20 protein-coding genes are annotated in these 24,997 nt (G+C 62.9%); 4 read left to right on the plus strand and 16 right to left on the minus strand.

The features are described 5' to 3' along the window. From OZ428_RS19250 to OZ428_RS19260, 3 genes are read right to left on the minus strand one after another with little or no spacing between them, the layout of a single operon-like run. Entirely contained in the window at positions 1-3,774 is a 3,774-nt protein-coding gene (locus OZ428_RS19250; protein WP_269130929.1) for a nitrate reductase subunit alpha, read from the minus strand. A 57-nt stretch (positions 3,775-3,831) separates the two neighbouring features. After that, the gene (locus OZ428_RS19255) at positions 3,832-5,229 is read right to left on the minus strand and encodes a NarK family nitrate/nitrite MFS transporter (RefSeq protein WP_269130930.1); all 1,398 of its coding nucleotides are present in this window, start codon (positions 5,227-5,229) and stop codon (positions 3,832-3,834) included. Positions 5,230-5,231: 2 nt separating this feature from the next. Beyond that, complete coding sequence (locus OZ428_RS19260; RefSeq protein ID WP_269130931.1) at positions 5,232-6,482, minus strand: MFS transporter; 1,251 nt, start codon at positions 6,480-6,482, stop codon at positions 5,232-5,234. Between the two features lie 309 nt (positions 6,483-6,791). Between OZ428_RS19260 and OZ428_RS19265 the strand changes: the two genes are divergently transcribed. Together OZ428_RS19265 and narL are read left to right on the plus strand one after the other, a co-directional pair. Then, a complete protein-coding gene (locus OZ428_RS19265; RefSeq protein WP_269130932.1) occupies positions 6,792-8,594 on the plus strand; it encodes a HAMP domain-containing protein in 1,803 nt (600 codons plus the stop codon). Continuing rightward, entirely contained in the window at positions 8,591-9,238 is a 648-nt protein-coding gene (gene narL, locus OZ428_RS19270; RefSeq protein WP_269130933.1) for a two-component system response regulator NarL, read from the plus strand. The genes OZ428_RS19265 and narL overlap by 4 nt, the downstream gene beginning before the upstream one ends. A gap of 18 nt (positions 9,239-9,256) precedes the next feature. On the opposite strand, the gene ubiT is transcribed toward narL, so the two are convergent. The 11 genes from ubiT to OZ428_RS19325 form a co-directional block, all read right to left on the minus strand. Next, positions 9,257-9,718, minus strand: coding sequence for a ubiquinone anaerobic biosynthesis accessory factor UbiT (ubiT, locus tag OZ428_RS19275; protein WP_269130934.1), 462 nt, complete (start codon positions 9,716-9,718; stop codon positions 9,257-9,259). Continuing rightward, positions 9,712-10,602 carry a U32 family peptidase gene (locus tag OZ428_RS19280; protein ID WP_269130935.1) on the minus strand — a complete coding sequence of 297 codons (891 nt, stop codon included), beginning with the start codon at positions 10,600-10,602 and terminating at the stop codon, positions 9,712-9,714. The genes ubiT and OZ428_RS19280 overlap by 7 nt, the downstream gene beginning before the upstream one ends. A gap of 10 nt (positions 10,603-10,612) precedes the next feature. Beyond that, positions 10,613-11,608 carry a ubiquinone anaerobic biosynthesis protein UbiU gene (gene ubiU, locus OZ428_RS19285; RefSeq protein WP_269130936.1) on the minus strand — a complete coding sequence of 332 codons (996 nt, stop codon included), beginning with the start codon at positions 11,606-11,608 and terminating at the stop codon, positions 10,613-10,615. 9 nt (positions 11,609-11,617) lie between these two features. Continuing rightward, positions 11,618-12,844 carry a molybdopterin molybdotransferase MoeA gene (locus OZ428_RS19290; RefSeq protein ID WP_269130937.1) on the minus strand — a complete coding sequence of 409 codons (1,227 nt, stop codon included), beginning with the start codon at positions 12,842-12,844 and terminating at the stop codon, positions 11,618-11,620. Continuing rightward, complete coding sequence (gene moaB, locus OZ428_RS19295) at positions 12,841-13,395, minus strand: molybdenum cofactor biosynthesis protein B (protein WP_269130938.1); 555 nt, start codon at positions 13,393-13,395, stop codon at positions 12,841-12,843. Before moaB ends, OZ428_RS19290 begins: the two co-directional genes overlap by 4 nt. 83 nt (positions 13,396-13,478) lie before the next feature. Next, positions 13,479-14,126 carry a pyridoxamine 5'-phosphate oxidase gene (gene pdxH, locus OZ428_RS19300; RefSeq protein ID WP_269130939.1) on the minus strand — a complete coding sequence of 216 codons (648 nt, stop codon included), beginning with the start codon at positions 14,124-14,126 and terminating at the stop codon, positions 13,479-13,481. Positions 14,127-14,256: 130 nt separating this feature from the next. Continuing rightward, positions 14,257-15,432 (minus strand): NnrS family protein, encoded by a 1,176-nt coding sequence (locus tag OZ428_RS19305; protein WP_269130940.1) that lies wholly within the window; start codon positions 15,430-15,432, stop codon positions 14,257-14,259. Between the two features lie 43 nt (positions 15,433-15,475). Continuing rightward, positions 15,476-15,919, minus strand: coding sequence for a hypothetical protein (locus OZ428_RS19310; protein WP_269130941.1), 444 nt, complete (start codon positions 15,917-15,919; stop codon positions 15,476-15,478). 72 nt (positions 15,920-15,991) lie between these two features. After that, a complete protein-coding gene (locus OZ428_RS19315; protein WP_269130942.1) occupies positions 15,992-17,014 on the minus strand; it encodes a hypothetical protein in 1,023 nt (340 codons plus the stop codon). A gap of 97 nt (positions 17,015-17,111) precedes the next feature. After that, complete coding sequence (locus OZ428_RS19320; RefSeq protein WP_269130943.1) at positions 17,112-18,428, minus strand: OprD family porin; 1,317 nt, start codon at positions 18,426-18,428, stop codon at positions 17,112-17,114. A gap of 132 nt (positions 18,429-18,560) precedes the next feature. Further along, positions 18,561-20,735, minus strand: a complete 2,175-nt coding sequence (locus tag OZ428_RS19325; protein WP_442964805.1) for an FUSC family protein — start codon at positions 20,733-20,735, stop codon at positions 18,561-18,563. A gap of 184 nt (positions 20,736-20,919) precedes the next feature. Here OZ428_RS19325 and OZ428_RS19330 point away from each other — a divergent pair, with 184 nt between their 5' ends. Together OZ428_RS19330 and OZ428_RS19335 are read left to right on the plus strand one after the other, a co-directional pair. Continuing rightward, positions 20,920-21,873 carry a LysR family transcriptional regulator gene (locus OZ428_RS19330; protein WP_269130944.1) on the plus strand — a complete coding sequence of 318 codons (954 nt, stop codon included), beginning with the start codon at positions 20,920-20,922 and terminating at the stop codon, positions 21,871-21,873. 145 nt (positions 21,874-22,018) lie between these two features. Further along, entirely contained in the window at positions 22,019-22,762 is a 744-nt protein-coding gene (locus tag OZ428_RS19335) for an SDR family NAD(P)-dependent oxidoreductase (RefSeq protein WP_269130945.1), read from the plus strand. On the opposite strand, the gene OZ428_RS19340 is transcribed toward OZ428_RS19335, so the two are convergent. Further along, positions 22,763-23,917, minus strand: a complete 1,155-nt coding sequence (locus OZ428_RS19340; protein WP_269130946.1) for an MFS transporter — start codon at positions 23,915-23,917, stop codon at positions 22,763-22,765. After that, positions 23,914-24,936, minus strand: coding sequence for a zinc-dependent alcohol dehydrogenase family protein (locus tag OZ428_RS19345; protein ID WP_269130947.1), 1,023 nt, complete (start codon positions 24,934-24,936; stop codon positions 23,914-23,916). The genes OZ428_RS19340 and OZ428_RS19345 overlap by 4 nt, the downstream gene beginning before the upstream one ends. Positions 24,937-24,997: the final 61 nt, after the last annotated feature.

Below are 24,997 nucleotides of genomic sequence, written 5' to 3' on the forward strand. Positions count from 1 at the left end.
TCAGTTCTCCTCGATATCGGTCGGCAATGGGCGTGGCAGGTCATCGCCGTGGGAGCCATCGAGCCAATCGACCTTGGCCATCTTGCGCACCACGACAAATTCATCGCGGTTGCAACCGACCGTGCCGTAGTAGTTGAAGCCGTAGGCCTGCTGGGCATAGCCGCCGATCATGTGGGTCGGCTTGAGCACAACGCGGGTCACCGAGTTGTGGTGGCCGCCACGGGTCTTGGTGGTTTCCGAACCCGGCACGTTCACAATGCGTTCCTGGGCGTGGTACATCATCACCATGCCCTCCTTGACCCGCTGGCTCACCACCGCACGGGCGGTGAGCGCGCCGTTGACGTTGAAGCATTCGATCCAGTCGTTGTCCTCGATACCGGCGCGTTTGGCGTCGATTTCCGAGAGCCACACGATCGGCCCGCCACGGCTCAGGGTGAGCATCAGCAGGTTGTCGCTGTAGGTGCTGTGGATGCCCCACTTCTGGTGCGGGGTGATCCAGTTCAGCACGATCTCCGGCTCGCCATTGCTGCGCTTGCCCTTCACGCCCTCGATGGTGCGGGTGTTGACCGGTGGCCGATAACTCATCAGCTGCTCGCCGAACGCCTGCATCCACGGATGGTCCTGGTAGAACTGCTGGCGGCCGGTGATGGTGCGCCATGGGATGTTTTCATGAACGTTGGTGTAGCCGGCGTTGTAGCTCACGTGCTCGTCTTCGAGGCCCGACCAGGTGGGGCTGGAAATGATCTTGCGCGGCTGCGCCTGGATATCGCGAAAACGGATGGCTTCGTGGGCCTTGGAAATCGCCAGGTGGCTGTGGTCGATGCCGGTGAATTCCGACAGCGCGGCCCAGGCTTTCAGGGCGACCTTGCCGTTGGTTTCCGGGGCCAGGGACAGGATCACCTCGGCCGCGTCGATGGCCGTGTCGATCTTCGGCCGACCGTGGCTGATGCCTGCATCACCTTCGTGATGATTCAGCTCGCCGAGAAACTCGACTTCTTCCTCGGTGTTCCAGTTGATGCCCTTGCCGCCGTTACCGAGTTTTTCCAGCAACGGGCCGAGGGAGCTGAATTTTTTGTAGATATTCGGATAGTCGCGTTCCACCACCGCCATGTTCGGCGCGTTCTTGCCGGGTACCGGCGCCACACCGGCGCTTTTCCAGTCGGTGCCGCCAAAGGGCTGGGCCAGTTCGCCAACGCTGTCATGCATCAGCGGCACGGTGACCAGATCCTGCTCGACGCCCAGGTGCCCGACCGCCATGTCGGAAAAGGCCTTGGCGATGCCCTTGTAGATTTCCCAGTCAGAGCGCGACTCCCACGCCGGGTCGATGGCCGCCGACAACGGGTGGATGAACGGGTGCATGTCCGAGGTGTTCATGTCGTCTTTTTCGTACCAGGTAGCGGTCGGCAAGACGATGTCGGAATACACGCAGGTGGACGACATGCGGAAGTCCAACGTGGTCACCAGGTCGAGCTTGCCGATGGCGCCCTCGTTGACCCACTCGGCCTCGGTGGGCTTGCTCTCGCCGCCAAAGCCGATGTCTTCGTTCATCACGCCGTTCTTGGTGCCCAGCAAGTACTTGAGCATGTACTCATGGCCCTTGCCCGACGAACCGAGCAGGTTGGAGCGCCAGATAAACATATTGCGCGGGAAGTTCGCCGGGCTGTCCGGTTGTTCGCAGGCAAAACGCAAGGTGCCGTTCTGCCAGGACTTGACCACGTAGTCTTTCGGGTCCATGCCCGCCGCCGCCGCATCCCGGCAGATGTGCAGCGGGTTAGTGTTGAGCTGCGGCGCACTCGGCAGCCAGCCGGCGCGTTCGGCGCGGATGTTGTAGTCCAGCGCATGGGTGGGAAACTGCGACTTGTCCGCCATGGGCGAGAGCACATCGTGCATGTTCATTTTTTCATGGCGCCACTGCGAGCTGTGGCCGTAGAAGAAGCTGGTGCCGTTCATCTGCCGTGGCGGACGACTCCAGTCCAGGCCAAACGCCAGGGGCAGCCAGCCGCATTGCGGGCGCAGTTTCTCTTGGCCGACGTAGTGGGCCCAGCCGCCGCCGGTCTGGCCGACGCAACCGCAGAGCATGAGCATGTTGATCAGCCCACGGTAGTTCATGTCCATGTGGTACCAGTGGTTCATCGCCGCGCCGACGATGATCATCGAACGGCCCTTGGTCTTGTCGGCGTTGTCGGCGAACTCGCGGGCGATCTGGATGGCTTTCTCGCGGCTGACGCCGGTGATCGCTTCCTGCCAGGCCGGGGTGCCGGGCACGCTGGCATCGTCGTAGCCCTTGGCGACGTTGCTGCCGCCCAGGCCACGGTCGATGGCCAGGTTGGCGGCCGACAGGTCGAACACCGTGGCGACCTTGGCCACGCTGCCATCGGCCAGCGTCACACTGTGCACCGGCACGCGTCGGAACTGCACGGCATCCCCGGCCACATGCTGGAAGTGCTCGTGGGATTCGCCGGCAAAATACGGGAAGCCCACCTCGGCCACGTCCGCGCCGATCAGGCTCAGTTTCAGGTCGATGGCGCGACCTTCTCCGCCCTCTTTGGCGAGGATGTTCCACTTGCCCTTCTCGCCCCAGCGGTAGCCGATAGAGCCTTGCGGCGAGACCAGTTCGCCGCTTTCGTCGAGGGCGATGGTTTTCCATTCCGGGTTGTTGTCCTGGCCGAGGTTGCCGGTGAGGTCCGAGGCGCGCAGGAAGCGGTCAGGCTGGAAGCCGGCACCCGGTGCAAAACCGGTCACGGGCTTGAGCATCACCAGCACCGGCAGGTCGGTAAAACGCTTGGCGTAATCGGTGAAATAGGGGCTCGGGTGGTCGAGGTGAAATTCCTTGAAGATCACATGATTGAAGGCCTGGGCCAACGCGGCGTCGGTGCCCTGCTTGGGGTTGAGCCACAGGTCGGTGAGCTTGGCCACTTCCGAATAGTCGGGGGTGATGGCCACGGTCTTGGTGCCCTTGTAGCGCACCTCGGTAAAGAAATGCGCGTCTGGGGTACGGGTCTGCGGGACGTTGGAGCCCCAGGCGATGATGTAATTGGAGTTGTACCAGTCGGCCGATTCCGGCACGTCGGTCTGTTCGCCCCACACCATGGGCGAGGCCGGTGGCAGGTCGCAGTACCAGTCATAGAAACTCAGGCACACCCCGCCGAGCAGCGACAAGTAACGCGAGCCGGCGGCGTAGCTGACCATGGACATGGCCGGGATCGGCGAGAAGCCGACGATGCGATCCGGCCCGTATTGCTTGATGGTGTAGACGTTGGAGGCGGCGATGATTTCGTTCACCTCCTCCCAATTGGAACGGATGAAACCGCCCATGCCGCGCTTACTCTTGTAGGACTCGGCCTTGGCCTTGTCCTCGACAATGCTCGCCCAGGCGTCTACCGGGGCCATCGTCAGGCGTGCTTCACGCCACAGTTTGAGCAGGGGCTTGCGGATTTTCGGGTACTTGAGCCGGTTGGCGCTGTAGATGTACCAGCTGTAGCTGGCGCCACGCGGGCAGCCCCGGGGTTCGTGGTTGGGCAAGTCGTTGCGGGTGCGCGGGTAGTCGGTCTGCTGGGTTTCCCAGGTGATCAGGCCGTTCTTCACATAGATCTTCCACGAGCAGGAACCGGTGCAGTTCACCCCGTGGGTGGAGCGCACGATCTTGTCGTACTGCCAGCGCGAACGGTAGACGTTTTCCCAATCGCGCGACTCCTTGCGGGTCTCGCCGTGGCCTTCGGAGAACTCGTCTTGCTTGCGGTTGAAGAACCGCAGTTGATCCAGTAAGTGACTCATGATGCTTTCCTCATCAGGCGTGCCGTGGGGTGCGTTGCCCCGCGAATTCAGGTCGGACTAGCAGGGTGTGGCGCAGCCTTTGCGGGCGTACCACCACCAGGTCACGACGATGCAGCTCAGGTAGAAACCGACAAACAGGTAGAAGGCCATGGCCGGGCTGCCGGTAGCGGCCATGGAACTGCCGAAGGATTTGGGGATGAAGAACGCACCGAACGCGCCCATGGCCGAGCTGAAACCCAGCACGGCGGCGGACTCCTTGCTGGCGTCCTTCAAGGCCTGTTCACGCACGGCGGCAGGTTTACCGGCGCTGGCTTTCTCGTGAAGGGTGCGGAAGATCACCGGGATCATGCGGAAGGTGGAGCCGTTGCCGATGCCGGTGGTGATGAACAGCAGCATGAACAGGCCGAGGAAGCCGTAGAAGCTACCGCCCTGCCCGTTCTGCGGCAAAAAGTACAGCACGCCGAACACCATCACGATCATCAGCACGAAGTTCCACAGGGTCACCCGTGCACCGCCCAGTTTGTCCGCCAACCAGCCGCCCAGTGGACGGACCAGTGCACCCACCAAGGGGCCGAGAAAGGCGAACTTCAGTGCTACCACGTCCGGGAACGAGGTTTTGATCAGCAGGGGAAACGCCGCCGAGAAGCCAATGAACGAGCCGAACGTCGCCAGGTACAACCAGCACATCAGCCAGTTGTGCTTGCGCTTGAAGATCACCGCCTGGTCACTGAACGAGGCGCGGGCGCTGGACAGGTCGTTCATGCCGAACCACGCCGCCACAGTGACGATGAGGATGAACGGCACCCAGATGAAGCCAGCGTTCTGCAGCCACAGTTGGCTACCGTCCGCCAGGGTTTGCGCTTGCCCGCCGATCAGCCCGAATACACCGAAGGTGATCACCAGCGGCACGCAGAACTGCATCACCGACACCCCCAGGTTGCCCAGGCCGGCGTTCAAACCCAGGGCGGTGCCCTGCTGGGCCTTGGGGTAGAAGAAGCTGATGTTGGACATACTGGAGGCAAAGTTGCCGCCACCAAAACCGCAGAGCAACGCGATCAATACGAAGACGCTATAGGGCGTGCTCGGGTCCTGCACCGCAAAGCCCATCCACAGTGACGGCAGCAAGAGTGACGCGGTGCTCAGGGCCGTCCAGCGGCGCCCGCCGAAGATCGGCACCATGAACGAGTAGAACACCCGCAAGGTAGCGCCGGACAAACCTGGCAGCGCCGCCAGCCAGAACAACTGGTCGGTGGTGAAACTGAAGCCGATGGCGTTGAGGCGCACGATCACCGTGCTCCACACCATCCACACCGCAAAGGCCAGCAGCAGCGCAGGAATTGAGATCCACAGGTTGCGGGTGGCGGTCTTCTTGCCGCTGGCGCCCCAGAACGCCGGGTCTTCGGGGCGCCAGTCGTGGATCACCGGGCCCGAGTCGGGCTTTTGCGCGATAGACATGATCATTCTCCTTGGCCAGCTCGTTTGCCGAGCAACGGCTGTTTGCGGATTTCGCTGAGGTACATCCAGGTCAGGGAGACCCAGACCACGCCGTACATCAACATGAAGCAGGAAGAGCGCACGCCGGTGAGGTCCACCAGGGCACCGAACAGGATCGGCAGCACAAAGCCGCCCAGGCCACCGGCCAGGCCGACGATGCCGGACACCGCGCCCATGTTCTGTGGGTAGTCATTGGCGATGTACTTGAACACCGAGGCCTTGCCGAACGCGAAGGCGATGCCCATCACAAACAGCAGCACGGTGAACAGGCTGGCATTGAGGCCGATATGGAAGTCGAAGGGGCCGTTGACGGTCATCACTTGCAGCTGGGTCTGCGGATAGCTGAGCAGGAACAGGCAGATCCAGCTCACCCACAGCACCCACCAGGTCACGCTCTGCGCGCCCCAGCGGTCCGACATCCAACCGCCGACCGCACGCAGCACACCGCCGGGCAGGGAGAAACACGCTGCCAGCAGCGCAGCGCTTTGCAGGCTGAAGCCGTATTCCTGCACGTAGTACTTGGTCACCCACAGGGCCAGTGCCACGTAACCGCCGAAGACGATGGAGTAGTACTGACAGTAGCGCCACACGGCCGGGTCTTTCAGGCACAGCAACTGTTCACGCAAAGTGGCGTCGCCAGCACTGCGATGGCCCTTGTTCTCACTGGTGAGAAACCAGAACAACAGCGCGGTGATGAACAGGATCGCGCTGAACACCTTGGGCACCAGGTGCCAGGAGCCGAGGGCGATCAGCGCCGGGGCGAGAAACTTGGTCACCGCCGCCCCCGCGTTGCCGGCGCCGAACACGCCCATGGCGAAGCCCTGGTTGTCCTTGTCGAACCATTTGGCGACGTAGGCAATGCCCACCGAGAACGATCCACCGGCCAGGCCGACAAACAGGCCCAGCACCAGGAACTGCCAGTAGGCAGTAGCATAGGTGATCAGGTACAGCGGCAACACGCAGGCAAGCATCAGCAGGAAGAACACGATGCGTCCGCCGAAGCGGTCGGTGAGCAAGCCCAGGGGCAGGCGCACCAGGGAGCCGGTCAATACCGGGGTGGCAGCCAGCAGGCCGAACTGGGTTTCATTGAGTTGCAGCAGATCCTTGATGGGCACGCCGAGCACGGCGAACATCATCCACACCATAAAGCAGACGGTGAAGGCCAGGGTGCTCATGCCCAGCACCAGGCCTTGTCTCATACGGGGTTGAGTCACGGTATGCGCTCCAGAAAGTGATTCCATGAGCGCAGGTTAGGGGCGACACCCCCGCCGAACTTGACCCAGATCAACGTGAGCCGGGTGGGTATGGGGCTATGCTGGCCCCGTCTACCTCCAAGGAGGTAGCCAGCAAGACAAGAGAAAGCCTTTATTTATCAATGGATTGTTCTCTTGTGCCGGCTTTTATCCGTGGGAGGGTTCGCCGGCAATTCTTTAGAGGTAGTGCGCCAGGGAAGGCCATCTCCACCCCCTTTCCCGCTCCAGGTGCGACCATGCTGCTCTGCTGCCCCTTTCGACTGCGCCGTCATGCTTGATTGGCTGCGCAGCTCCCTGCCCGCCCGCGCCGGCCTGGCGGTGATCCTGATTGCGATCCTGGCCCTGGCCAGCTCCCTCAGCGCCGGGCTGATCGCCTGGTTCAGCCAGGGCGACGCCGCCGCGATCAACACCGCCGGCTCGGTGCGCATGGAGACCTATCACCTCAGCTGGAAACTGGCGACCGGTGCACGGCCGGATGAAGTGGCCGAGGTCAGCCAGAGCCTGCAACGGCGCCTCGACAGCCAGTCGCTCAAGGCCGTGCTTGAAGATGGTCCCCACAGCGCCTTGCTACAGAGTTACCAGCAGATCCAGCAGCGCTGGAACGACGAGCTGCGTCCGGCGGTGATGCGCGGCGATGCGGCGCTGTTCCAGGCCAGCGCACCCGCGTTCGTCGAGCAAATGAACCAGTTCGTCAGCCTGTTGCAGCAACAGAGCGAGCACAAACAGGGCTGGCAGCAAGCGATCCAGGGCCTGGCGCTGTTCAGCACCTTGATCATCCTGCTGATCGGCCTGTACGAGTTGCAGTACGGCGTGGTCACGCCCTTGCAGGAACTGGTACACGCCACGCGGCGCTTTCGCGATGGCAACTACCAGACCCGCGTCAACCACCGCTCCGAAGATGAGTTGGGCCAGTTGGCCCTGAGCTTCAACGCTATGGCCCAGACCATCGAGGCCTCCCACCGCACCCTGGAAACCCAGGTGCAGCTCAAGACCCTCAACCTGCAACAAGCCAACGCGGCCCTGGAATTGCTTTACCAGAGCAGCCGCAGCCTCGCTACACGGCTGGCCAATGCCGAGGGCCTGGATGAACTGATCCGCCGTTTCCAGAAACGCCTGCCGGGCTTGCGCCTGTCGCTGTGCCTGCAAGGCCACTTCCTGGCACCCGCCCAGCAGATGCTGGCGCTGCATGGCGAACACAGCCGCAACGTCTGCGCGATCGGTGATTGCGCCACCTGCGAGCGTCACCACGCTGCACCGCCCGAGGTATTTAGCATCAGCAACCAGGGTGCCGAACTGGGCGAACTCAAGGCGCACTTCCTGGATGGCCACGCGCCGCAGGATTGGGAAAAACAACTGATCCAGGCCCTGGCCAACCTGATCGGCACCTCGTTGTCCCTCAAGCGCCAGCGCGAACAGGACCACCGCCTGTTGCTGCTGGACGAACGCACCATCATTGCCCGTGAACTGCACGATTCCCTGGCCCAGGCACTGTCCTATATGAAGCTGCAAGTGAGCCGCATGCAGACCCTGATCCGCCGTGGCGAGCCGGTGGAAACCCTGGCCACCGTCACCAGCGAGTTGCGCGAAGGCCTTAACAACGCCTACCGCCAGCTGCGCGAACTCCTCACGACCTTTCGCTTGCAGATCCATGACGCCGGACTGGTGCAGGAGCTGCAAGACACCGCCGAAGAATTCTCCCGCCGTGGCGAATTCCAGGTGCATCTGCACGTGGACGCGTTGGCCTTCCAGCTGTCGGCCAGCGAACAGATCCATATGCTGCAGATCACCCGCGAGGCGCTGTCCAACTGCCTGCGCCACGCCCATGCGCACAATACCTGGCTGCAACTGCGCCAGGTTGGTGAGACCGTAAGCCTGAGCATCGAAGACGATGGCCGGGGTTTCTGTGGCGACGTCGACCAGCGCGAACACCACGGCCTGACCATCATGGACGAGCGTGCGCGCAGCCTGCACGGCCACCTTGACATCAGCCCGCGCGAACCCCAGGGCACGCGGGTGCAATTGCGTTTCCAGCCGGAATTTCTTGGCCATTCTCTACAAGGCACCGCCTCATGAACACCGCTATTCGCCACCGAATCCTGTTGGTCGACGACCACCCGATGATGCGCCACGGCATGCGCCAGATGCTTGAACTGGAAGACGACTTGCACGTGGTCGGTGAGGCTGGGAATGGTCAGGAGGCGCTTGATCAGATCGCTACGTTGCAGCCGGACCTGGTGTTGCTGGACAACAACATGCCGCACATGAATGGGCTGGAGACTCTGCGTCGCCTGCGGGGCATGGACTATGCGGGGAAGGTGCTGCTGTTTACGGTGTCCGACGCGGAGGACGATATTCGTGATGCGCTACGCCTGGATGCCAATGGTTATCTACTCAAGGACATGGAACCGGAGTTGGTGGTGGAGTTCATCCGTGATGCCTTGCAGGGGGCCTTGGTGATCAGTCCTGGCTTGACTCGCGTACTGGCCCAGGCGTTGCGCTCGCCGCAGCCGCATGCGGCGGTGGAGTTGACTGAGCGGGAGCGGCAGGTGTTGAGGACGATTGCCAGTGGCTACAGCAACAAGGTAATCGGGCATAAGTTGGGGATCACCGAGGGGACGGTGAAGGTGCATGTGAAGAATTTGCTGCATAAGCTGGGGTTGAGGTCGCGGGTGGAGGCGGCGGTTTGGGCTATGGAGCATTTGAGGCAGGTGGGGTGATGTGGGGTGGTCAAACAGTCAAACAGCGCCCCCAGCCCTCTCCATCCCCCACCACAACCACCCCGGCAACACATCCGAATCAAGACTATCAATCAAATTCTTCAACCCCAACCCCAACTCCGTATCCCCCTCAATCACCAACCGCCGCCGAAAAAACAACGTATCCGGATCCTCCTGCCGACTGGCCAACAACAAAAACTCCCGCCAATTGCCACTGATCGTCACCTCGGCCTCAGCCCTCGAAGCAACGCGCAACCCATCCCGCCCCAACGTCAAATACCAACACACCCCCACATCCTGAACACGCAGGCACATCCACCGCCCACGCAACAAATCAAACCCACCGTCGCGCAGAGGCTGCGCCAAACACCGATTAAGCCCCTGCTCCAACGCCAACCGCTGAACGGCAAACGGCACCCGCCGAATCAACGGCAACACCCGATCCGCGCCCTTGAGCACCCACTGCTTGCGACTCAACACCCCACCACCTCCTCAACCCGCAACATCCCCGCCTGCCCATGCCAGTAACCATTGCAGCCGTCGACAAACAACGGCGGCGTGGCGCCCTGACGTACTTGATCAAACGCACGCACCACATCAACCATCCCCTGCGCCCGAGGACTCAGGCGCAGCACATCAGCACCACACGAGACCAAGCCGCGATAGTCAGCCAACAAGTTGGTCACCTCGGCGGACATCGTCTGAATCCCATTCAAGGTAAACAACGCCTGCCCTTCCTGACTGGCCAAGGCCATGCCATCCGGATAGTTGATGCAGCAGAACTGGCAATCATCCTTCGGCCGATTCTCCGCCCGCGCTGTAAAACAACGCGCCGAGTACGCCAGGGGTAGATGCCCGTAGGCGAATATTTCCACTTCCGGCAATGGCCGCCCCAACTCACGCACTTGCTCCAGTACATCGGCGATCAGGCCGTGGGAGCATTCCACCGGCGGCACCCAGCGCTGCATACCCACATCGAGCAGTTGCACCAGGGCATGACCGTTGTAGAGGTTGAGCGCCGGGCCGCCGACAAAGGGCAATTTGCGCTCGATCAGCAACTGCACGGCGCCCATGTCGTTTGCCTCAACCAAAAACTCACCGCTGTCACACAGGCGACGCAGGCTGGACAGTTCGGACGCAGCTTCGATCAACGTGAGGCTCGACAACACGATCTGCGCCGAGCTGCACGCGTGCAATTCGCGGCCCAGGCCAAGCCATTGATCCAGGTTGAATGCGCGGCGTTTGGCACACACGGTTTCCCCCAGGTAAATCACGTCCAGGGGCAAGCCTGCCATGTCCGCATAGAAGCGCCCAAGGTGTTCTTTGTCCCAATAAAACAGCACCGGTCCCAGGCTGAGTTTCATCTGTGTGTCCTCACTGCCATGCACGATGGTAAGCACCCAGGGTGGTCTGGCTGCCTTCGGAAAGCCCTGCGAGCACTTGGCGCCACGGGTCCTTGACCGCAAAGTTCGCGGGGTTGGCGCGGTAGGTGTCGAGGGCTGCGCGCCACACGCGGGTGACTTGTTCCACGTAGGCTGGGCTGCGTTGTCGGCCTTCGATCTTCACCGCTTCCACGCCGATGGCGCTGAGTTCGGGTAGCAGATCCAGGGTGTCGAGGCTGGCGGGTTCTTCCAGTGCGTGGAAGCGCTTGCCGCCCACCAGAAAGCGGCCCTTGCACAGGGTCGGGTAGCCGGCGGGTTCATCCGGAGTGTAGCGGTCGATCAACACGTCGCTGAGGCGTGCGCTGAGGCCGTCGGCGTCGTCGCTCCAGCGTACCGCCTTGGCCGGTGAGCACACGCCACAGAGGTTGGGCGACTCGCCGGTGATGTAGGAAGACAAATGGCAACGCCCCTCGGCCATGATGCACAGGCTGCCAAAACCGAACACTTCGATGGGCACGGTGCCGCTGGCCGCCACTTGTTTGACCTGGGCCAGCGACAGCACCCGTGGCAGCACGGCGCGGCGAATGCCGTAGTGTTCGACGTAGAACTTCAACGCCGCCGCATGGGTGGCCGAGCCTTGCACCGAAAGGTGCAACGCCATGTGCGGATGGCGTTGCGCGGCGTAACCCAGTACGCCAGGGTCGCCCGCGATCAAGGCGTCTACGCCGTGGTCGGCGGCGCGGTCCACGGCGCGTTGCCAGCGCGGCCAGATCTTCGGCTGCGGGTAGGTGTTGACCGCCACATAGAGCTTGCGCTGATGTTGGCGAATGTGGGCGACAGCGGCGTCGAATTGTTTGTCGTCCATGTTCAGCCCGGCGAAATGCCGGGCATTGGTGTCATCGCGAAACCCCACGTACACCGCATCGGCGCCTTGGCGCACGGCGGCTTTCAGCGCTGGCAGGTTACCTGCCGGGCAGACCAGTTGCATGACGGCTCCTTATTCAAATCCGGTGAAAGGCAGGAACGGCACCGCGGCGCCCTTGAGCACTTGCTGCTCGCGCTCGACAATCACCAGGCCATCGGCCCAACAGGCGGCGACGAGCATCGCCGAGCTTTGCTGGGGGTGCAGGATGGCGCGCAGTTGCCCGTCGCTGCCGGGACTCAAACGTGCGCGCAGGTACTGGCGGCGTTTGTTGGGTTTGAGCCATTCAAACGCAGCCGGCACGTTGATGGGCACCGGCAGCACCCGTTCCGCGCCTTGAGCGCGCAACAGGAACGGGCGCACCATGATCAGTGCAGTGACCAGCGCGGCCGTCGGATTACCCGGCAAGCCGATCCAAGGTTTGCCCGCCACCTGGCCGAACGCCAAGGGCTTGCCGGGCTGGATTGCCAGGCGCCAGAACTCAATCTTGCCCAGCGCTTGGATCGCTTGTTTGAGATGGTCCTCTTCGCCCACCGACACACCGCCCGTCGTCAGCAGCACGTCACATTCGGAGGAGGCCAGCACCAGCGCATCGCGACTGGCCGCGAGGGCGTCGACCATCACGCCGTAGTCGTGCACCTCCACACCCCAGCCGCGCAGCAGCGCCGCGACCAGGTAGCGATTGCTGTAGTAGATCTGTCCTGGCGCCAGGGACTCACCCGGCTCGCGCAGTTCATCGCCACTGCTGAGCAGGCACACACGCAGTGGCCGGTAGACCTTCACCCGTGGAATGCCCGACGCTGCCAACAGGCCGATTTCCTGGGCCCGCAGGCGTTTGCCGGCACTCAACACGCGCTGCCCGCGTTGCAACTCTTCGCCGCGCTTGCGCACGTGTTCGCCCAGGCGCACCGGCGGGCACCAGATGCGCTGGCCGTACACGCGGCAGCGCTCTTGGGGCACTACACTGTCGGCACCTGGAGGCAGCGGCGCACCGGTAAAGATCCGCACGGTTTGCCCCGGCAGCAACGGCACGTCACAGCTGTGTCCCGCGGCGATCCGCCCGGCCACTTCCAGGTAACCACCCTGCTCCGGCACGTCGAACGCGCGCAGGGCATAGCCGTCCATGGCGCTGTTGTCCCAACCCGGCAGGTCGATCGGTGAAAACACCTCTTCGGCGGTGACACGCCCGAGGGCCTCGGCCAACGCGATCACCTCAGTGGGCGGTGGCGGCGGTGCCTGAGCCAGCAATTGCTCGATGGCCTCCTCCACCGGCAGCAGGTCGCCGCTGTCGCACGGGTTCATGGCCGTGCCTCACAGGCTTCTAGCGGTTGATCAAGTTGCGGCTTGAGATGCGGCACGAAGTTGCACGGGCCGGTGCGGCTGTCCAGTTGGCCGACCAGGATCTGGTCCCAGGCCGTGCGACAAGCGCCCGGCGAACCGGGCATGCAGCACACCAACACGCCGTTGCTGAAACCGGCCAGGGCACGGGATTGCAAGGTCGACATGCCGATTTCAGCCAAGGACACCTGGCGGAACAACTCACCGAACCCATCCACCTGTTTGTCCAGCAACGGCAGCACAGCCTGAGGAGTATTGTCACGGGCGGTGAAGCCAGTGCCGCCGGTCATCAGCACCACTTGCACCTGAGGATCGGCGATCCACTGGGAGACACGCGCGCGAATCTGGTAGATGTCATCCATCACCATGCCACGGTCGATCAACCTGTGACCGGCGCGTTGCAGGCGGTCCACCAAGGTGTGCCCAGAGGTGTCGGTGTCGTAGGTGCGGGTGTCGCTGATGGTCAGCACCGCGATATTCAGGGCGACAAAACTGCGTTGGGTCAGATGGGCCATGGTCCAGGCTCCAGAGGTAGAGAAGATGCATCCAGCCTGCGCCGCAATGTGCGCAGGGACTATTCCTCGAAGGAGGTATGTCGTCAGGGGGCCAGGCGCGTGCGCTGCCATTCACCGCCCTGCTGGCGATAATCGAGGCGGTCATGCAGGCGGTCAGGTCGTCCCTGCCAGAACTCGATACGCCGTGGTTGCAGGCAGAAGCCACCCCAATAGTCGGGCCGAGGCGGTTGCCGACCGGCGAAACGCTCGGTGACCTCACGCAGGCGCGCTTCCAACTCGTTGCGATGAGCCAAGGGTTGGCTCTGGGGCGAGGCCCAACTGCCCAACTGGCTGGCGGCCGGGCGCGCATCGAAATAGTCGTCCGACAACTCGGCAGCGGCCTTCACCACCGGACCTTCGATCCGCACCTGACGCTCCACGCCCGGCCAGAAAAACGTCATGGCGGCATGGGGGTTGTCCGCCAGTTCCTGGCCCTTGGCGCTCTGGTAGTTGCCAAAAAAGAAAAACCCGTCAGCGCCAAAACCCTTGAGCAACAGGATGCGGCAATGGGCATGGCCGTGGCTGTCCACCGTGGCCAGGGCCATGCTGTTGGCCTCGGCCGGGGGGACCTCGGTCTTGCGTGCCTGGTCCAGCCACTGGCCGAACAGTACCAGTGGATTGTCCTGCGAGCAGTCGTCGCGAAGGCCGTAAAGGGTGTAGTTGCGGCGCAGTTGCGCAAGGGACAGGGGCATGGCGCGGTCCTCCAGGAAGTTCGCCACAGTGTGGGAACTGCCGCCGTGCTATCCCTTGACCGTGATCAACACTCGGCCGCGGCATGACGCCGCATGAGGGGCCACCCTAATCATTTGGCGACGGCCTTTTCTAGCCCGGATGCCCATCGACCCGCGCCTGCCACAGCATCGGCCCATAGCGCCACAGGTACAGGCCCAAGCCGACGGACCAGCACAGGCCCGCCAACCACAACGCCGTCATGGGCCAGATCAGCACCAGCAACACTCGGCACACACATGCAAGGTTCAGCAAGACAAACGCCAAGGTCATCCCCGCCGGCGGTTGCAGCGGCCGGCCAGTATGGCCCAGGCTGACCCGCGCGATCATCGCCAGGATCAACCCGGCCATCGCCCCAATGGTCAGGGCATGCACGGCCAGGCTTGGATTGAAAGGCGCGCCGAAATGCCATAGCGCCATGCCCAGGCACGCCAGCGCGAGCCATGCATACGCCAGGTGCAGAGACCACAGCAACGGCACTCGCCAGAGGCCGCGATCCTGCCAGCGCAGCAGGCGTAACAGATGGCCCAGGGCCAAGGCGCCGAATAACACGCCAAACCAGAGATTGGGCATCAAAGCCCATCCGCTGGCATACAACAACGCCACCAGAATCGAACCACCCAGCAGCAGGTGATCCAGCCAAGGCCAGGGTTTGACCGCCTTGGCCCGGCCCAGACCACGCTGGGTGAAAAACGGAATCACGCGGCCACCGATCAAGCCCATCATCGCCGCTACCAACCACAAACCGGTGAGTACCGACTGGCGCTGCAGACCAGGGTCGAACAGCGATAGCCCGTCAGCCAAGGCCAGCAAGACCAACACCAGCACAATCGGGTAATTGCGCGTCTGCCGGACCTTCCACAGCGTCCACCCCATCACCCCGGCAACCGCCAGCGGAAAGCCCAACTCCAGCGCGACCAGCAATGGCAATGGAATATTCAGCAACCAACCCACACGCGCCACCAGCCACAGTGCCGCCAACACCGCCAAGGGCCCACCGCTGAGGCCGGGGCGGCCGGTCCAGGTCTGCACCGCCGTCAGCAGAAACCCGGCGATGATCGCCAAGCCGAAGCCGAACAGCAGTTCATGCCGATGCCAGGCCAGCCAGCCACCGGCCGGCTGCCACTCGCCAGTCAGACCGCCCAGGGCCAACAGCCACAACGGCACCGCCAGCGCAGCCAACAGACACGCACCGAGAAAAAACGGCCGAAAGGCCAAGCGGAACAACGGGGTTATCGACATTGCCTTGCGTCGATCCAGTACGTGCATGCTGCGGCTCCTCAACTCATCATCGGTCTCTGTATCGAGGGTTTTACCAAGTGAGGTAAAACATGCTCTTGGCCAACACCACAATCGCAACCATATGCCCAAACAAACTCAGGTGCACAAACCGCAGATACCCCGGCCCCACACGCCCCCGCCGCATACGCAACATCGTCAACAGAAAGTGCAGCAACACACTCGCCGCAAGGATCAGTTTGAGGGCCAGCAAAGTCCCGAAGGACGAGGCGAGTGGCGCGGCCAGCACCGGCAGGTAACGCAACCAGACCATGCCGATCCCGGCACCGAACAGCATCAGCAATACCCAGGGCATCAACACCCTGGCGCGCTGGCCGACGCCCTGCTCCACCTGCACCATCACCCTCGCGGGCAGTTGCTGGTGCAGTCGCGCCAGGATCAGCACTTCGAAAAACACCGTGCCGATAAAGATCAGCGCGGCGAACAGATGGGCCAGCAGAAACAGCAGGTAAAGCATGGTGGCCTCGCAGGTCGCGTCGAGGCTCCAGTGTGGTCGGCCTGACGCTGCCAAACCTTGATGCCGATCAAGCTAAACGCGCACGCCGAGCATGCCGGCGGTAATGACCAGTGTCACCAGCGCACCGATCCCGATCACCGCCCAGGTCAAGGTCGCGCAACGTGTTTCGCTCACCCCATGGTTGCGCAGTACCCCGCGCAAACCGCAGGCCAGGTGCGCGATCAGCAGGAACACCGCCAGGGAGTAATGCGGCACCAGGCGGATGCTCCAGGCATCGGCCAACAAGCCCACCGGTTCGGCCACGGCCCAGGCGTAATCGGTGTCGGTGCCGAAGTAGCGTGCCAGGGTGAATACTGAGTTGATATGGGAGGCGATAAACAGCGCCAGGTAAGCGCCGGAAGCCGTCTGCAAGGCATCCAGCAGGTCGGCGCGCTGCTGGGTCCTGGGGCGGATCAGCACCAGGCCGCTGAGTATCTGGAAGAAGAACGTGACAATGATGATCGGCTCCAGCCAGCCATTGCGGTAGACCCCGCGCAACACCTCCATCACCGCCCGTTGCGCATCGCTGCCCAGCACGCCGAACAGATGGTTGAACAGATGCGGCGCCAGGAACACCAACAGGATCGCCACCGACGCAATGCCATGGGCAACCCGCAGCTTGACGTAGGTACGCGCGTGCCGACTGAAATCAATGCTCGGCAATGTGCCCGACACCATCGAGAAGTAGGCGATCAACGCCAGCCACAGGCCGCTCCACACCCAGAGGTCATGGCCATTGATCTTCATCAGGTACAACAACACGCCCATCAACGTGTAGGCCGGCGGCGCGGCCACCGCCAGGCAGGCCAGGCGTCGGGCAAGTACCAGGCGTGCCGTCATCACCGGCTGCATGCCTGTGACGAAAACGCAGTAGAACGCCAGCACCGGCACCGCATAAGCACTCAACATCAACGCCAGCGTCACCGGCGCGCCAGCCTCGGCGACATGGGCCTGGTTGCTCCATTGCAGCGCCCAGGGGTAATAGAGCGCAGCAGCGAATGGCAGCAGCCAGAGCCATTCGAGCCGGGTGTGGGTGAGCTTTTGTACGCATGACATGACAACGTCCTTACTCATGGATTTTCCCTCGCGACCCTACTGGCTGGCACGCGGGAAACCCAGGTCCAATCCCACGCTTTTTGCCTACTCCACTGCGCTAGAGCAACGGGATGCTGTAGCTGACGATCAACCGTGTCTCGTCCTTGTCGGCCGTGTCGTTACCGCGCAGTACCGCGCTGCGCCAGGTAAATCCCAGGCCTTTCAAGGTGCCGGTGGGGATCACGTAATCCAGGCGCAAGTCGCGCTCCCATTCACTATTGTCGCGGCTCGCGGTGCGGATATGGCTGCCGTGCAGGTAGGTCACGCTGGAGCGCAGTCCCGGCACGCCAAGGCTGGCAAAGTCATAGGCGTAGCTGCCAACGGTGGCCTGCTCACCGGCATTCACGAACTTCAGCGACTGGGAATTGGTGATCAGGTACAGGGAGCGGCCCTGGCCCTGGTTGATGTGCGGGAAGTCACTTTGCCCGCTGGTTTTCTGGTAGCCGAGGCTCAGCGAGTGCCCACTCAAGGCATAGGTGAACATCGCGCTCCACAGGCGGTTGTCGACCTTGCCCGCATTGACGCCCGTCCCGTAGTAACCCGAGCTGACGTAACCTTCGCCGCGCCCGGCAGCGCTGCCATTCTTGCCGTCGGCGGTGCTGTAGAAATACCGCAGGTCGCTCTTGAGCTGACCCACCGGCAGTTGCCAGTTGTGCACCAAACCGAGGAAATGCTGCTGGTAGAAATTCTCGAGGCTCGCGTAGTAGTACTGCACCTGCAACTGCTTGCTGACGGCGTAATCCACGCCGCCGTAATAGAACTGGTTGCTCGCCTTGCCTTTGATGGGGTCGTTGGCACCGGCAATCGAAAGGCCTTGGCCATTGCTGGAGTTACGGTCCATCACCTGCTCGATCTTGCCGGCGATCAGGTTGACGTCCTTGAAGTCCCTGGATTCCACTTGATACCCCCGGAAGGTCTGAGGCAACAGGCGACCGTCTTCGGTGGTCAGGATGGGCAGCTTGGGCATCAGGCTGCCGGCCTTGAGTTGGGTCTGGGCGATCCGCATCTTGCCGGTGACGCCGGTCTTGCTGAAGTCATGGGCGGCCTTGCCATCGTCCAGCGGGAAGACGCTGCCGGGGGTGTTGTCTGCGCCGGCCTTGCCCGCCCGGCCCGAAGCGTCCAGGCGTAGGCCGTACCACTCTTGCAGATCCACGCCCAGGCCGACCGTGCCCTCGGTGAAACCCGACTGGTAATTGAACATGAAGGCCTGGCCCCACTCCTTGTCCGAGGCGGCCTTGGCGTTGCGGGTGTCCTGGTTGTAATAGAAATTGCGCAGGTCGAGGCTGGCTTTGCTGTCGTCGATAAAACCTGACGCAGCCGCCTGCTGCGCGGCGCCGAGGGAGACGGCGAGCGCCAGGCAAGTCTTGTGGTTCATGAAGGCTCCGAGAAGTGATTGAGGCGATCCCGCCGGCGCCCTGTTTTTTTGTCGGCCAGGTGCTGCGGCATTCAGCGGGAGCGCGCACGGTATAGGGTTGGGGCACAGGGAAAAAGCCGGCAAAACTGCCAATCACTTTTTCAGTTTGGGTAACAATCCGGCGAACGGCGAGCGTGTATCCAGCAGCGAGGTGCGGATGAAATGCAGATAGCTTTCCACCCGGCGCAACGCCGAGGTTTCGAAGTGCGCCTCGAAGGGTTCTACGCTGTGCTGCACACACTCGATCGCCTGTTCCACGGCGGCCAATGCACGCCGCCATGGCTTATGCTCCGGCTTCAGGAACAGGCGAACCAACGCCTGCCCCATGGCGCGTACCGCTTGGCGCCAAGCGGTGGACTCGGCGTAGCAGGCCAGCGTCGGCAGCTGCGCCTGTTCGCGGCGCAGTTCGATAATCGCGTGGCCCACGTCCAGCACCACAAAGGTCCAGCGCAGCAGGCGGTGTTGCACCTGGGGCTGGCCGGCCGACAAGCCATGGGCCTGGTTCAAGAGATCACGCGTGCCGCTTTCGAAGCCTGAGCCCAGCGCCGGCAAAGGCGCGTTGATGGCGAACACGACGCGGCGGCGCAGGTCCTGTTCCAGCCGACGCCACAACCACGGACTGTTGGGCGGCAGGATGATCGCCCCGGCTGCCGCGCACACCAGCATGCCAAACACCATGGCGAGGTAGTCGTTGATCAGGCCATAAGGGTTGTAGAGCGTGGGGTTGCCGGGTATCGAACTGGTGCCGAAAAACACCAGCATGCCCAGGCCGTAGCCCGCCCATTGCGGCTTGGCCAGCAGAAACGAACCGAGCATGATCACCGGCGCAATCACCAGGCACAGCAAGGGGAACCCATCGATCTGCGGGTAGACGAAGAACACTTCGAAAATGCCGATCACCGCCGCTGCCAGCGTCCCGCAGGCAATCTGGAACGACATCCGCCGGGGGTTGGTGGAGAATGCCGACAGCCCCACCGTCAGCGCAGACACCAGGGTCATTGCCGCGCCGCTGGGCCAGGCGGTGGCGATCCACAGGGCACACAACACCAGCAATACCAGCGCTGCACGCAGGCCTGCCGCCACCGCCGCCAGCCAATTGGTCTGGGGTTGGAAAGGCTCGGCCCAGCGCTCACGCACGGGGTGATGGTCGGCCAGGGATGCATGGGTCTGGGCGTAGCGGTGCAACTCGTCGGCGAAGCGATAGAGCAGCTCGCACGCTGTGTGAAAGTCCAGCCAATCGTCGGCGTGGGGATGGGCGCGCAACAGCTCGGCGCGCAGGTGACGGATCTGCATCGGCAACCCCTGCGTGTAGCGTTGCAGCCGTGCCGACAGGTGCGCCGCATCCAGGTCCGTCAGTACCTGGCCGGCGAACGGTTCCAGCACCTTGACCAACGCAACCAGGCCTGGGTCGACGGCGTTCAGCACTGCCGTGGCACCGCGCACCTGCAAGCGGTCCAGCAACTGATGCAGGGCATTGAAGCGTGTGGTGATGGCCATGAACTCGACATTGAGGCGATCAAGCCGGCCCTTGCGTCGGCGCAGTGCAGGGTCTTCGAACACGCTGACGCTGCGCAACCCTTCCAGGCCCACCGCTTCGGCAATGAAGCGCAGGTTGGTGGCCTCGAATGCCGCCTGATCGTGGCTGCCGCGCAGCCCACTCAGCACAAATGCGGCGAAGCGGCCGAAGCGCTGATAGAGGGTATTGCGCAGGGCGGCGCCTGCCGTATTGGGCAACAGCGTTGCGCTGACCAAGGTGGCGCACAGCACGCCGAGGGTAATTTCCAGCACGCGCCAGACCGCCGCCATGAACACCAGCTCCGGATGCCCCACCACCGGCAAGCCGACCATGACCGCCGTGTACCCCGCCAACACAAACCCATAGGCACGAAAGTGACGATTGCGCGCCGCACCACACGAACACACGCCCACCCACAACGCCAGGCCACTCAGGAACAGCTCGGTGCTTTGGGCAAACAGGGCCATCAACAACACCATGAACGCCGACCCCACCAAGGTGCCGATTACGCGATAAACGCTCTTGGCCAGGACATGCCCGCTGAACGGCTGCATCACGATAAACACCGTGGTAATCGCGGTGCTGGGCTGCGGCAATTCCAGGCGCATCGCCAGCCACAGCGCGAGGTACGACGCGATCAGCACCTTGAACAGGTAGACCCACATCACCCCATCGGTGCGCGCCCATTCCAGGAAACCCCGACGCCAGGGCAGCGCTGTCAGCCAGCGCGAAAAATCAGTGAGTGATGGCACGAAAAGACGACTCCCGACAAGCTGGCTGGCACACAAGGCCGGCGACTTTAGGCAGTTGTGCCAGGGTCGGTAAGTCATCCAGAACGTGAATGACTGTTACGCAAAACTCCACAATAAATAGCGTTTACAGCGCCCCGCGTCTTCATGTCACACTGGAAAAACTCGTCATCCCTGGTAAGCCCCGATGGACATTCTGCAGAACATGCGCATCTTCCGTTGCGTCGCCGAAGCCGGCAGTTTCACCAGCGCGGCCTTGCGCCTGAAGACCAACACCACCCACGTTTCGCGCTCGATCTCCAACCTGGAGGCCCACCTGCGCACGCGCCTGTTCAATCGCACCACGCGCCGCATTGCCCTCACCGAATCCGGGCAACGCTACCTGCTGCGATGCGAGCAGATCCTGCATTCGATCGAAGAAGCCGAAGTGGAAGCCGGCGATGCCCACACCCGTCCTATCGGCCAGCTCAAGGTGCATTCGATGACGGGCATCGGCCAGCATTACGTCGTGGACGCCATCGCCCGTTACCGCCAACACTACCCGGACGTGACCTTCAACCTGAGCATGAGCAACCGTACGCCCGACCTGGTGCATGAAGGTTTCGACGTGTCCATCGTGCTGGCCATCGACTTGCCGGACTCCAGCCATGTTTCGCAAAAACTCGGGACGACCTACAGCATCGTCTGCGCATCGCCTTCCTACGTGAAAAACCACGGCATCGCGCAAGTTCCCAAGGACCTGCTCGACCACGCCTGCCTGCGCCTGGTCAGCCCCGTGATCCCCCTGGAGGACTGGACGTTCGACGGTCCCAACGGCAAGGAAAACGTCATCATCACCCACTCGCCGTTCCTGGTGGACTCGGTCGACGCGATGAAGACCGCGATCAGCAATGACATGGGTATCGGCATTCTGCCGGTGCACGCCGCGATCAAAGGACTGCGCAGCGGCAGCCTGGTCCGCGTACTGCCCGACTACCGCCTGGAAGAACTCAGCCTGTACGCCATCTACCCTTCCCGGCATTACCTGGATGCCAAGATCAAGACCTGGGTGGAATACCTGCGCAGCTCCCTGCCGGAAGTGCTCGCCGACCACAAGGCCGTGCTGAAAACCCGCGTGCCGCTCAGCGTCGTCGAGTCATAACGACTACAGCTCGTCATTGCGACTACAAAACGTTGCGGTCAAAATGACCTGATACTTACTATCTAATTGATTTATCTGAAGTTATTAACTGGCATGGTTCCTGATAGGTGTGAAGTTAATCTTCGACACCCACAGAGAGATCACCATGAGCAATGAATTCAACCAACGCCTTGCCGTCGTCACCGGCGCCAGTTCCGGTATCGGCCTGGCCGTGACCCAGCGCCTGCTCGAACGCGGTGCGAAGGTGGTGGCGATGTCGCGTCAATGGGGTGAGCTTGGCGAGCTGGCCGAGACGTTTGGCGAGCAGTTGTCGTGGCTCAGCGGGGATGTGACCAAGGCTGCCGACCTGGCACGCCTGGCGCAATTGGCAGCATCGATCGGCCCAGTGGATTGCCTGGTGCCAAACGCGGGGATTGCACAACTGGCCGACGGGCTCGACCTGGCGGCGTTTGACCGACAATGGGCGATCAACGGGGCCGGCGCGCTGAACACCCTGGGCGCCTTGCGCGGGCAGTTGGCAGCGCAGGCGTCGGTCGTGTTCATCGGGACGTTCCTGGAGCAGGTGACCTTTCCCGGATTGGCCGCCTACATTGCCTCAAAAGCCGCGCTGCGGGCCCAGGTTCGCACCCTTGCGGTGGAGCTGGCGCCCCACGGCATTCGGCTGAACATGGTCTCGCCCGGCCCGACCGCCACCCCGATCTGGAGCACGCTGGGGCTCAATGACGAGACACTCGGCTCCGTGGCGAAGACCGTCAACGCACGGCTGCTCGACGGGCAGTTCCTGGAGCCCGGCGCGGTGGCCGATGTGATCCTGTTCCAGCTGAGCCAAGGCGCACGCAGCGTATTCGGCCAGGACTGGGTGGTGGACGGCGGGTATACCTTGCGCTGATCACGCCCGTGCAGGCAGGCCCTTGGCATCGCTGAATGCCAGGGCCTTCCAGGCAATCACCAGCAGCGACAACCCGGCAAAGACCAACCCGCAGCCAATCACCCCGGTGGTGCCGAAGGCATTGATGAACAGACCGCCCATGGACGCGCCGATCACCACGCCGGCATTCGCCGACGACACGTAAAGGCTGGTCGCGAACTCATGCGCCTGGGGTGCCGAAGACGTGAGCCAGACTTGCGTGACGACCAGGCCGCAGGTGTGCGCCGCGCCCCAGAGCAACACGATCACACTCATCGACACCCACGACAGGCTGCCAAAGCCATACAACACCAGGTACGCCACTGCCAACACCACGGGATACCCCACGGCCGTCACCACCAGGTGTCGACTGAGCACACGCCCCACCAGCAGATTACCGACCACACCGCCGATGCCAAAGATCACCAGCATCAGGCTGATGGTCTGGCCGTCCATGCCGACCTGGGTCTTGAGGTATTCGGCGGCGTAGCTGTACACCGAAAACATCGTGCTAAATACCAGCACGGTGGCAATGATCGCCAGCCACACCGAGAGGCTGCGCAGCACGGCCAGTTGCTTGCCGAAACTCAACGGCGCCGCGCGCGCATGATCGGGCAGTTTGATCCACACACCCAACGCCGCCACTGCCGTCGCCAGTGCACAGAAGTAGAACGAGGCTTCATAGGAAATACGCGCGCCCACCCAGGTGGTCAACGGCACGCCCAGCACCAGCCCGAGGGTGGTACCCACTACCGCCAGGGCCGTGGCATGGGCCGCGCGCTCCTTGGGGTACAGCGAGACCGCCGTGGAAAATGCCGCAGCAAAAAACACCGGGTGCAGCATGGCCGGGATCACGCGCAGCGCCATCAGCGTTTCGAAGTTCGGCGCGAACGCCGACAACACACTGCACACCGAGAACCCCAGCAATGCCCCCACCAGGATCTTCTTGCGCGCCAGCCGCGAGGCCAGCAACACCAGGAACGGCCCCAGCACCGCGACGATCAACGCAAACAAGCCCATCAACCACCCCGCCTGGGACACGCTGATACCGAAACGCTCGACGATCATCGGCAAAATGCCCACCACGCCAAACTCCAACGTGTACAGGCCGAACAACCCAAGAATGAGGTAGATCACGGGCTGACCTCGATCACCACTTTGCCGAAAGCGCCACGCTGCAAATGGGCGAAGGCTTGAGGCACCTCGGTAAACCGGTAGGTGTGGTCGATCACCGGGGCAAGGGTGTGTCGATCCACCCTGCGGATCAGGTCTTCAAGGCCGCGGCGCGGGCCCACGGCCACGCCGACGATGGATGCGCGCTTGGCCAGCAGGCTCATCAGCGGCGCGCTCAACTGGTCACTCTCCAGCAAGCCGATCACCGAGATACGCCCGCCGTTGGCCACCGCTTGCAGTGAGCGCGCCAGGTTGTCGCCGCCGGCCATTTCCAGCACATGCTCGGCGCCGCGTCCGCCGGTGAGCTCCAGCACCGCGGTGTGCCAGTCCGGCACGCGCCCACGGTGGATGCCATGGGTCGCGCCCAACTCAACGGCACGCGCAATTTTGTCATCGCTGCTGCTGGTGATGATCACGCGGGCGCCGTGGGCCGCCGCCAGTTGCACGGCAAACAGCGACACGCCGCCGGTGCCTTGCACCACGACGGTCTGGCCGGCGTGCAGGTGGCCGAGTTCAACCAGGGCCATCCAGGCCGTCAACCCCGCCACGGGCAAGGTGCTGGCTTGAGCAGCGCTCAGCGAGCGTGGCGCCAGTACGCACCACTCGGCGGGTGTGGCCACGTATTCGGCGAGCATGCCGGGGATCGGACCGCCTTGCGGTGGTGCCTCGGCCCAGGACAAGGGCTGGCCATCGACCCAGCCGGCAAAGAAGCTCGACAGCACCTGGTCGCCCACTTTGAAGCGTTGCACGCCCTCGCCCACCGCCACCACCGTGCCCGTCATGTCCGAGGCCGGGGTGAAGGGAAATTGCAGGCTGGCGCCCATGCCGTTTTCCGCCACTTCGGCATCACGGTAGTTGAGCGATACCGCCGCAACGCGCACCAGCACTTCCCCGGCCTTGGCGACCGGTCGCGGCACGCGGGCCAGGTGCAAGGTGTGAAGACCAAAGCTCGGGATTTCCCAGCGCTGCATCATGTCGGTCATGTTCAAGTCTCTCGTGAAGGATTTGGCGCAAGGATAAGAACCGCGCTTCACGGGATTAAGT

This window comes from Pseudomonas sp. GXZC (assembly GCF_026967615.1).
Taxonomy (GTDB): domain Bacteria; phylum Pseudomonadota; class Gammaproteobacteria; order Pseudomonadales; family Pseudomonadaceae; genus Aquipseudomonas; species Aquipseudomonas azotoformans_A.

Bases quoted from the DNA above. Each gene is read 5' to 3' on its own strand.
- OZ428_RS19250 (WP_269130929.1), bottom strand. From the start codon at position 3,774: ATGAGTCACTTACTGGATCAACTGCGGTTCTTCAACCGCAAGCAAGAC.
- OZ428_RS19255 (WP_269130930.1), bottom strand. From the start codon at position 5,229: ATGTCTATCGCGCAAAAGCCCGACTCGGGCCCGGTGATCCACGACTGG.
- OZ428_RS19265 (WP_269130932.1), top strand. From the start codon at position 6,792: ATGCTTGATTGGCTGCGCAGCTCCCTGCCCGCCCGCGCCGGCCTGGCG.
- narL (WP_269130933.1), top strand. From the start codon at position 8,591: ATGAACACCGCTATTCGCCACCGAATCCTGTTGGTCGACGACCACCCG.
- OZ428_RS19280 (WP_269130935.1), bottom strand. From the start codon at position 10,602: ATGAAACTCAGCCTGGGACCGGTGCTGTTTTATTGGGACAAAGAACAC.
- ubiU (WP_269130936.1), bottom strand. From the start codon at position 11,608: ATGCAACTGGTCTGCCCGGCAGGTAACCTGCCAGCGCTGAAAGCCGCC.
- OZ428_RS19290 (WP_269130937.1), bottom strand. From the start codon at position 12,844: ATGAACCCGTGCGACAGCGGCGACCTGCTGCCGGTGGAGGAGGCCATC.
- moaB (WP_269130938.1), bottom strand. From the start codon at position 13,395: ATGGCCCATCTGACCCAACGCAGTTTTGTCGCCCTGAATATCGCGGTG.
- pdxH (WP_269130939.1), bottom strand. From the start codon at position 14,126: ATGCCCCTGTCCCTTGCGCAACTGCGCCGCAACTACACCCTTTACGGC.
- OZ428_RS19305 (WP_269130940.1), bottom strand. From the start codon at position 15,432: ATGCACGTACTGGATCGACGCAAGGCAATGTCGATAACCCCGTTGTTC.
- OZ428_RS19310 (WP_269130941.1), bottom strand. From the start codon at position 15,919: ATGCTTTACCTGCTGTTTCTGCTGGCCCATCTGTTCGCCGCGCTGATC.
- OZ428_RS19315 (WP_269130942.1), bottom strand. From the start codon at position 17,014: ATGTCATGCGTACAAAAGCTCACCCACACCCGGCTCGAATGGCTCTGG.
- OZ428_RS19320 (WP_269130943.1), bottom strand. From the start codon at position 18,428: ATGAACCACAAGACTTGCCTGGCGCTCGCCGTCTCCCTCGGCGCCGCG.
- OZ428_RS19330 (WP_269130944.1), top strand. From the start codon at position 20,920: ATGGACATTCTGCAGAACATGCGCATCTTCCGTTGCGTCGCCGAAGCC.
- OZ428_RS19335 (WP_269130945.1), top strand. From the start codon at position 22,019: ATGAGCAATGAATTCAACCAACGCCTTGCCGTCGTCACCGGCGCCAGT.
- OZ428_RS19345 (WP_269130947.1), bottom strand. From the start codon at position 24,936: ATGACCGACATGATGCAGCGCTGGGAAATCCCGAGCTTTGGTCTTCAC.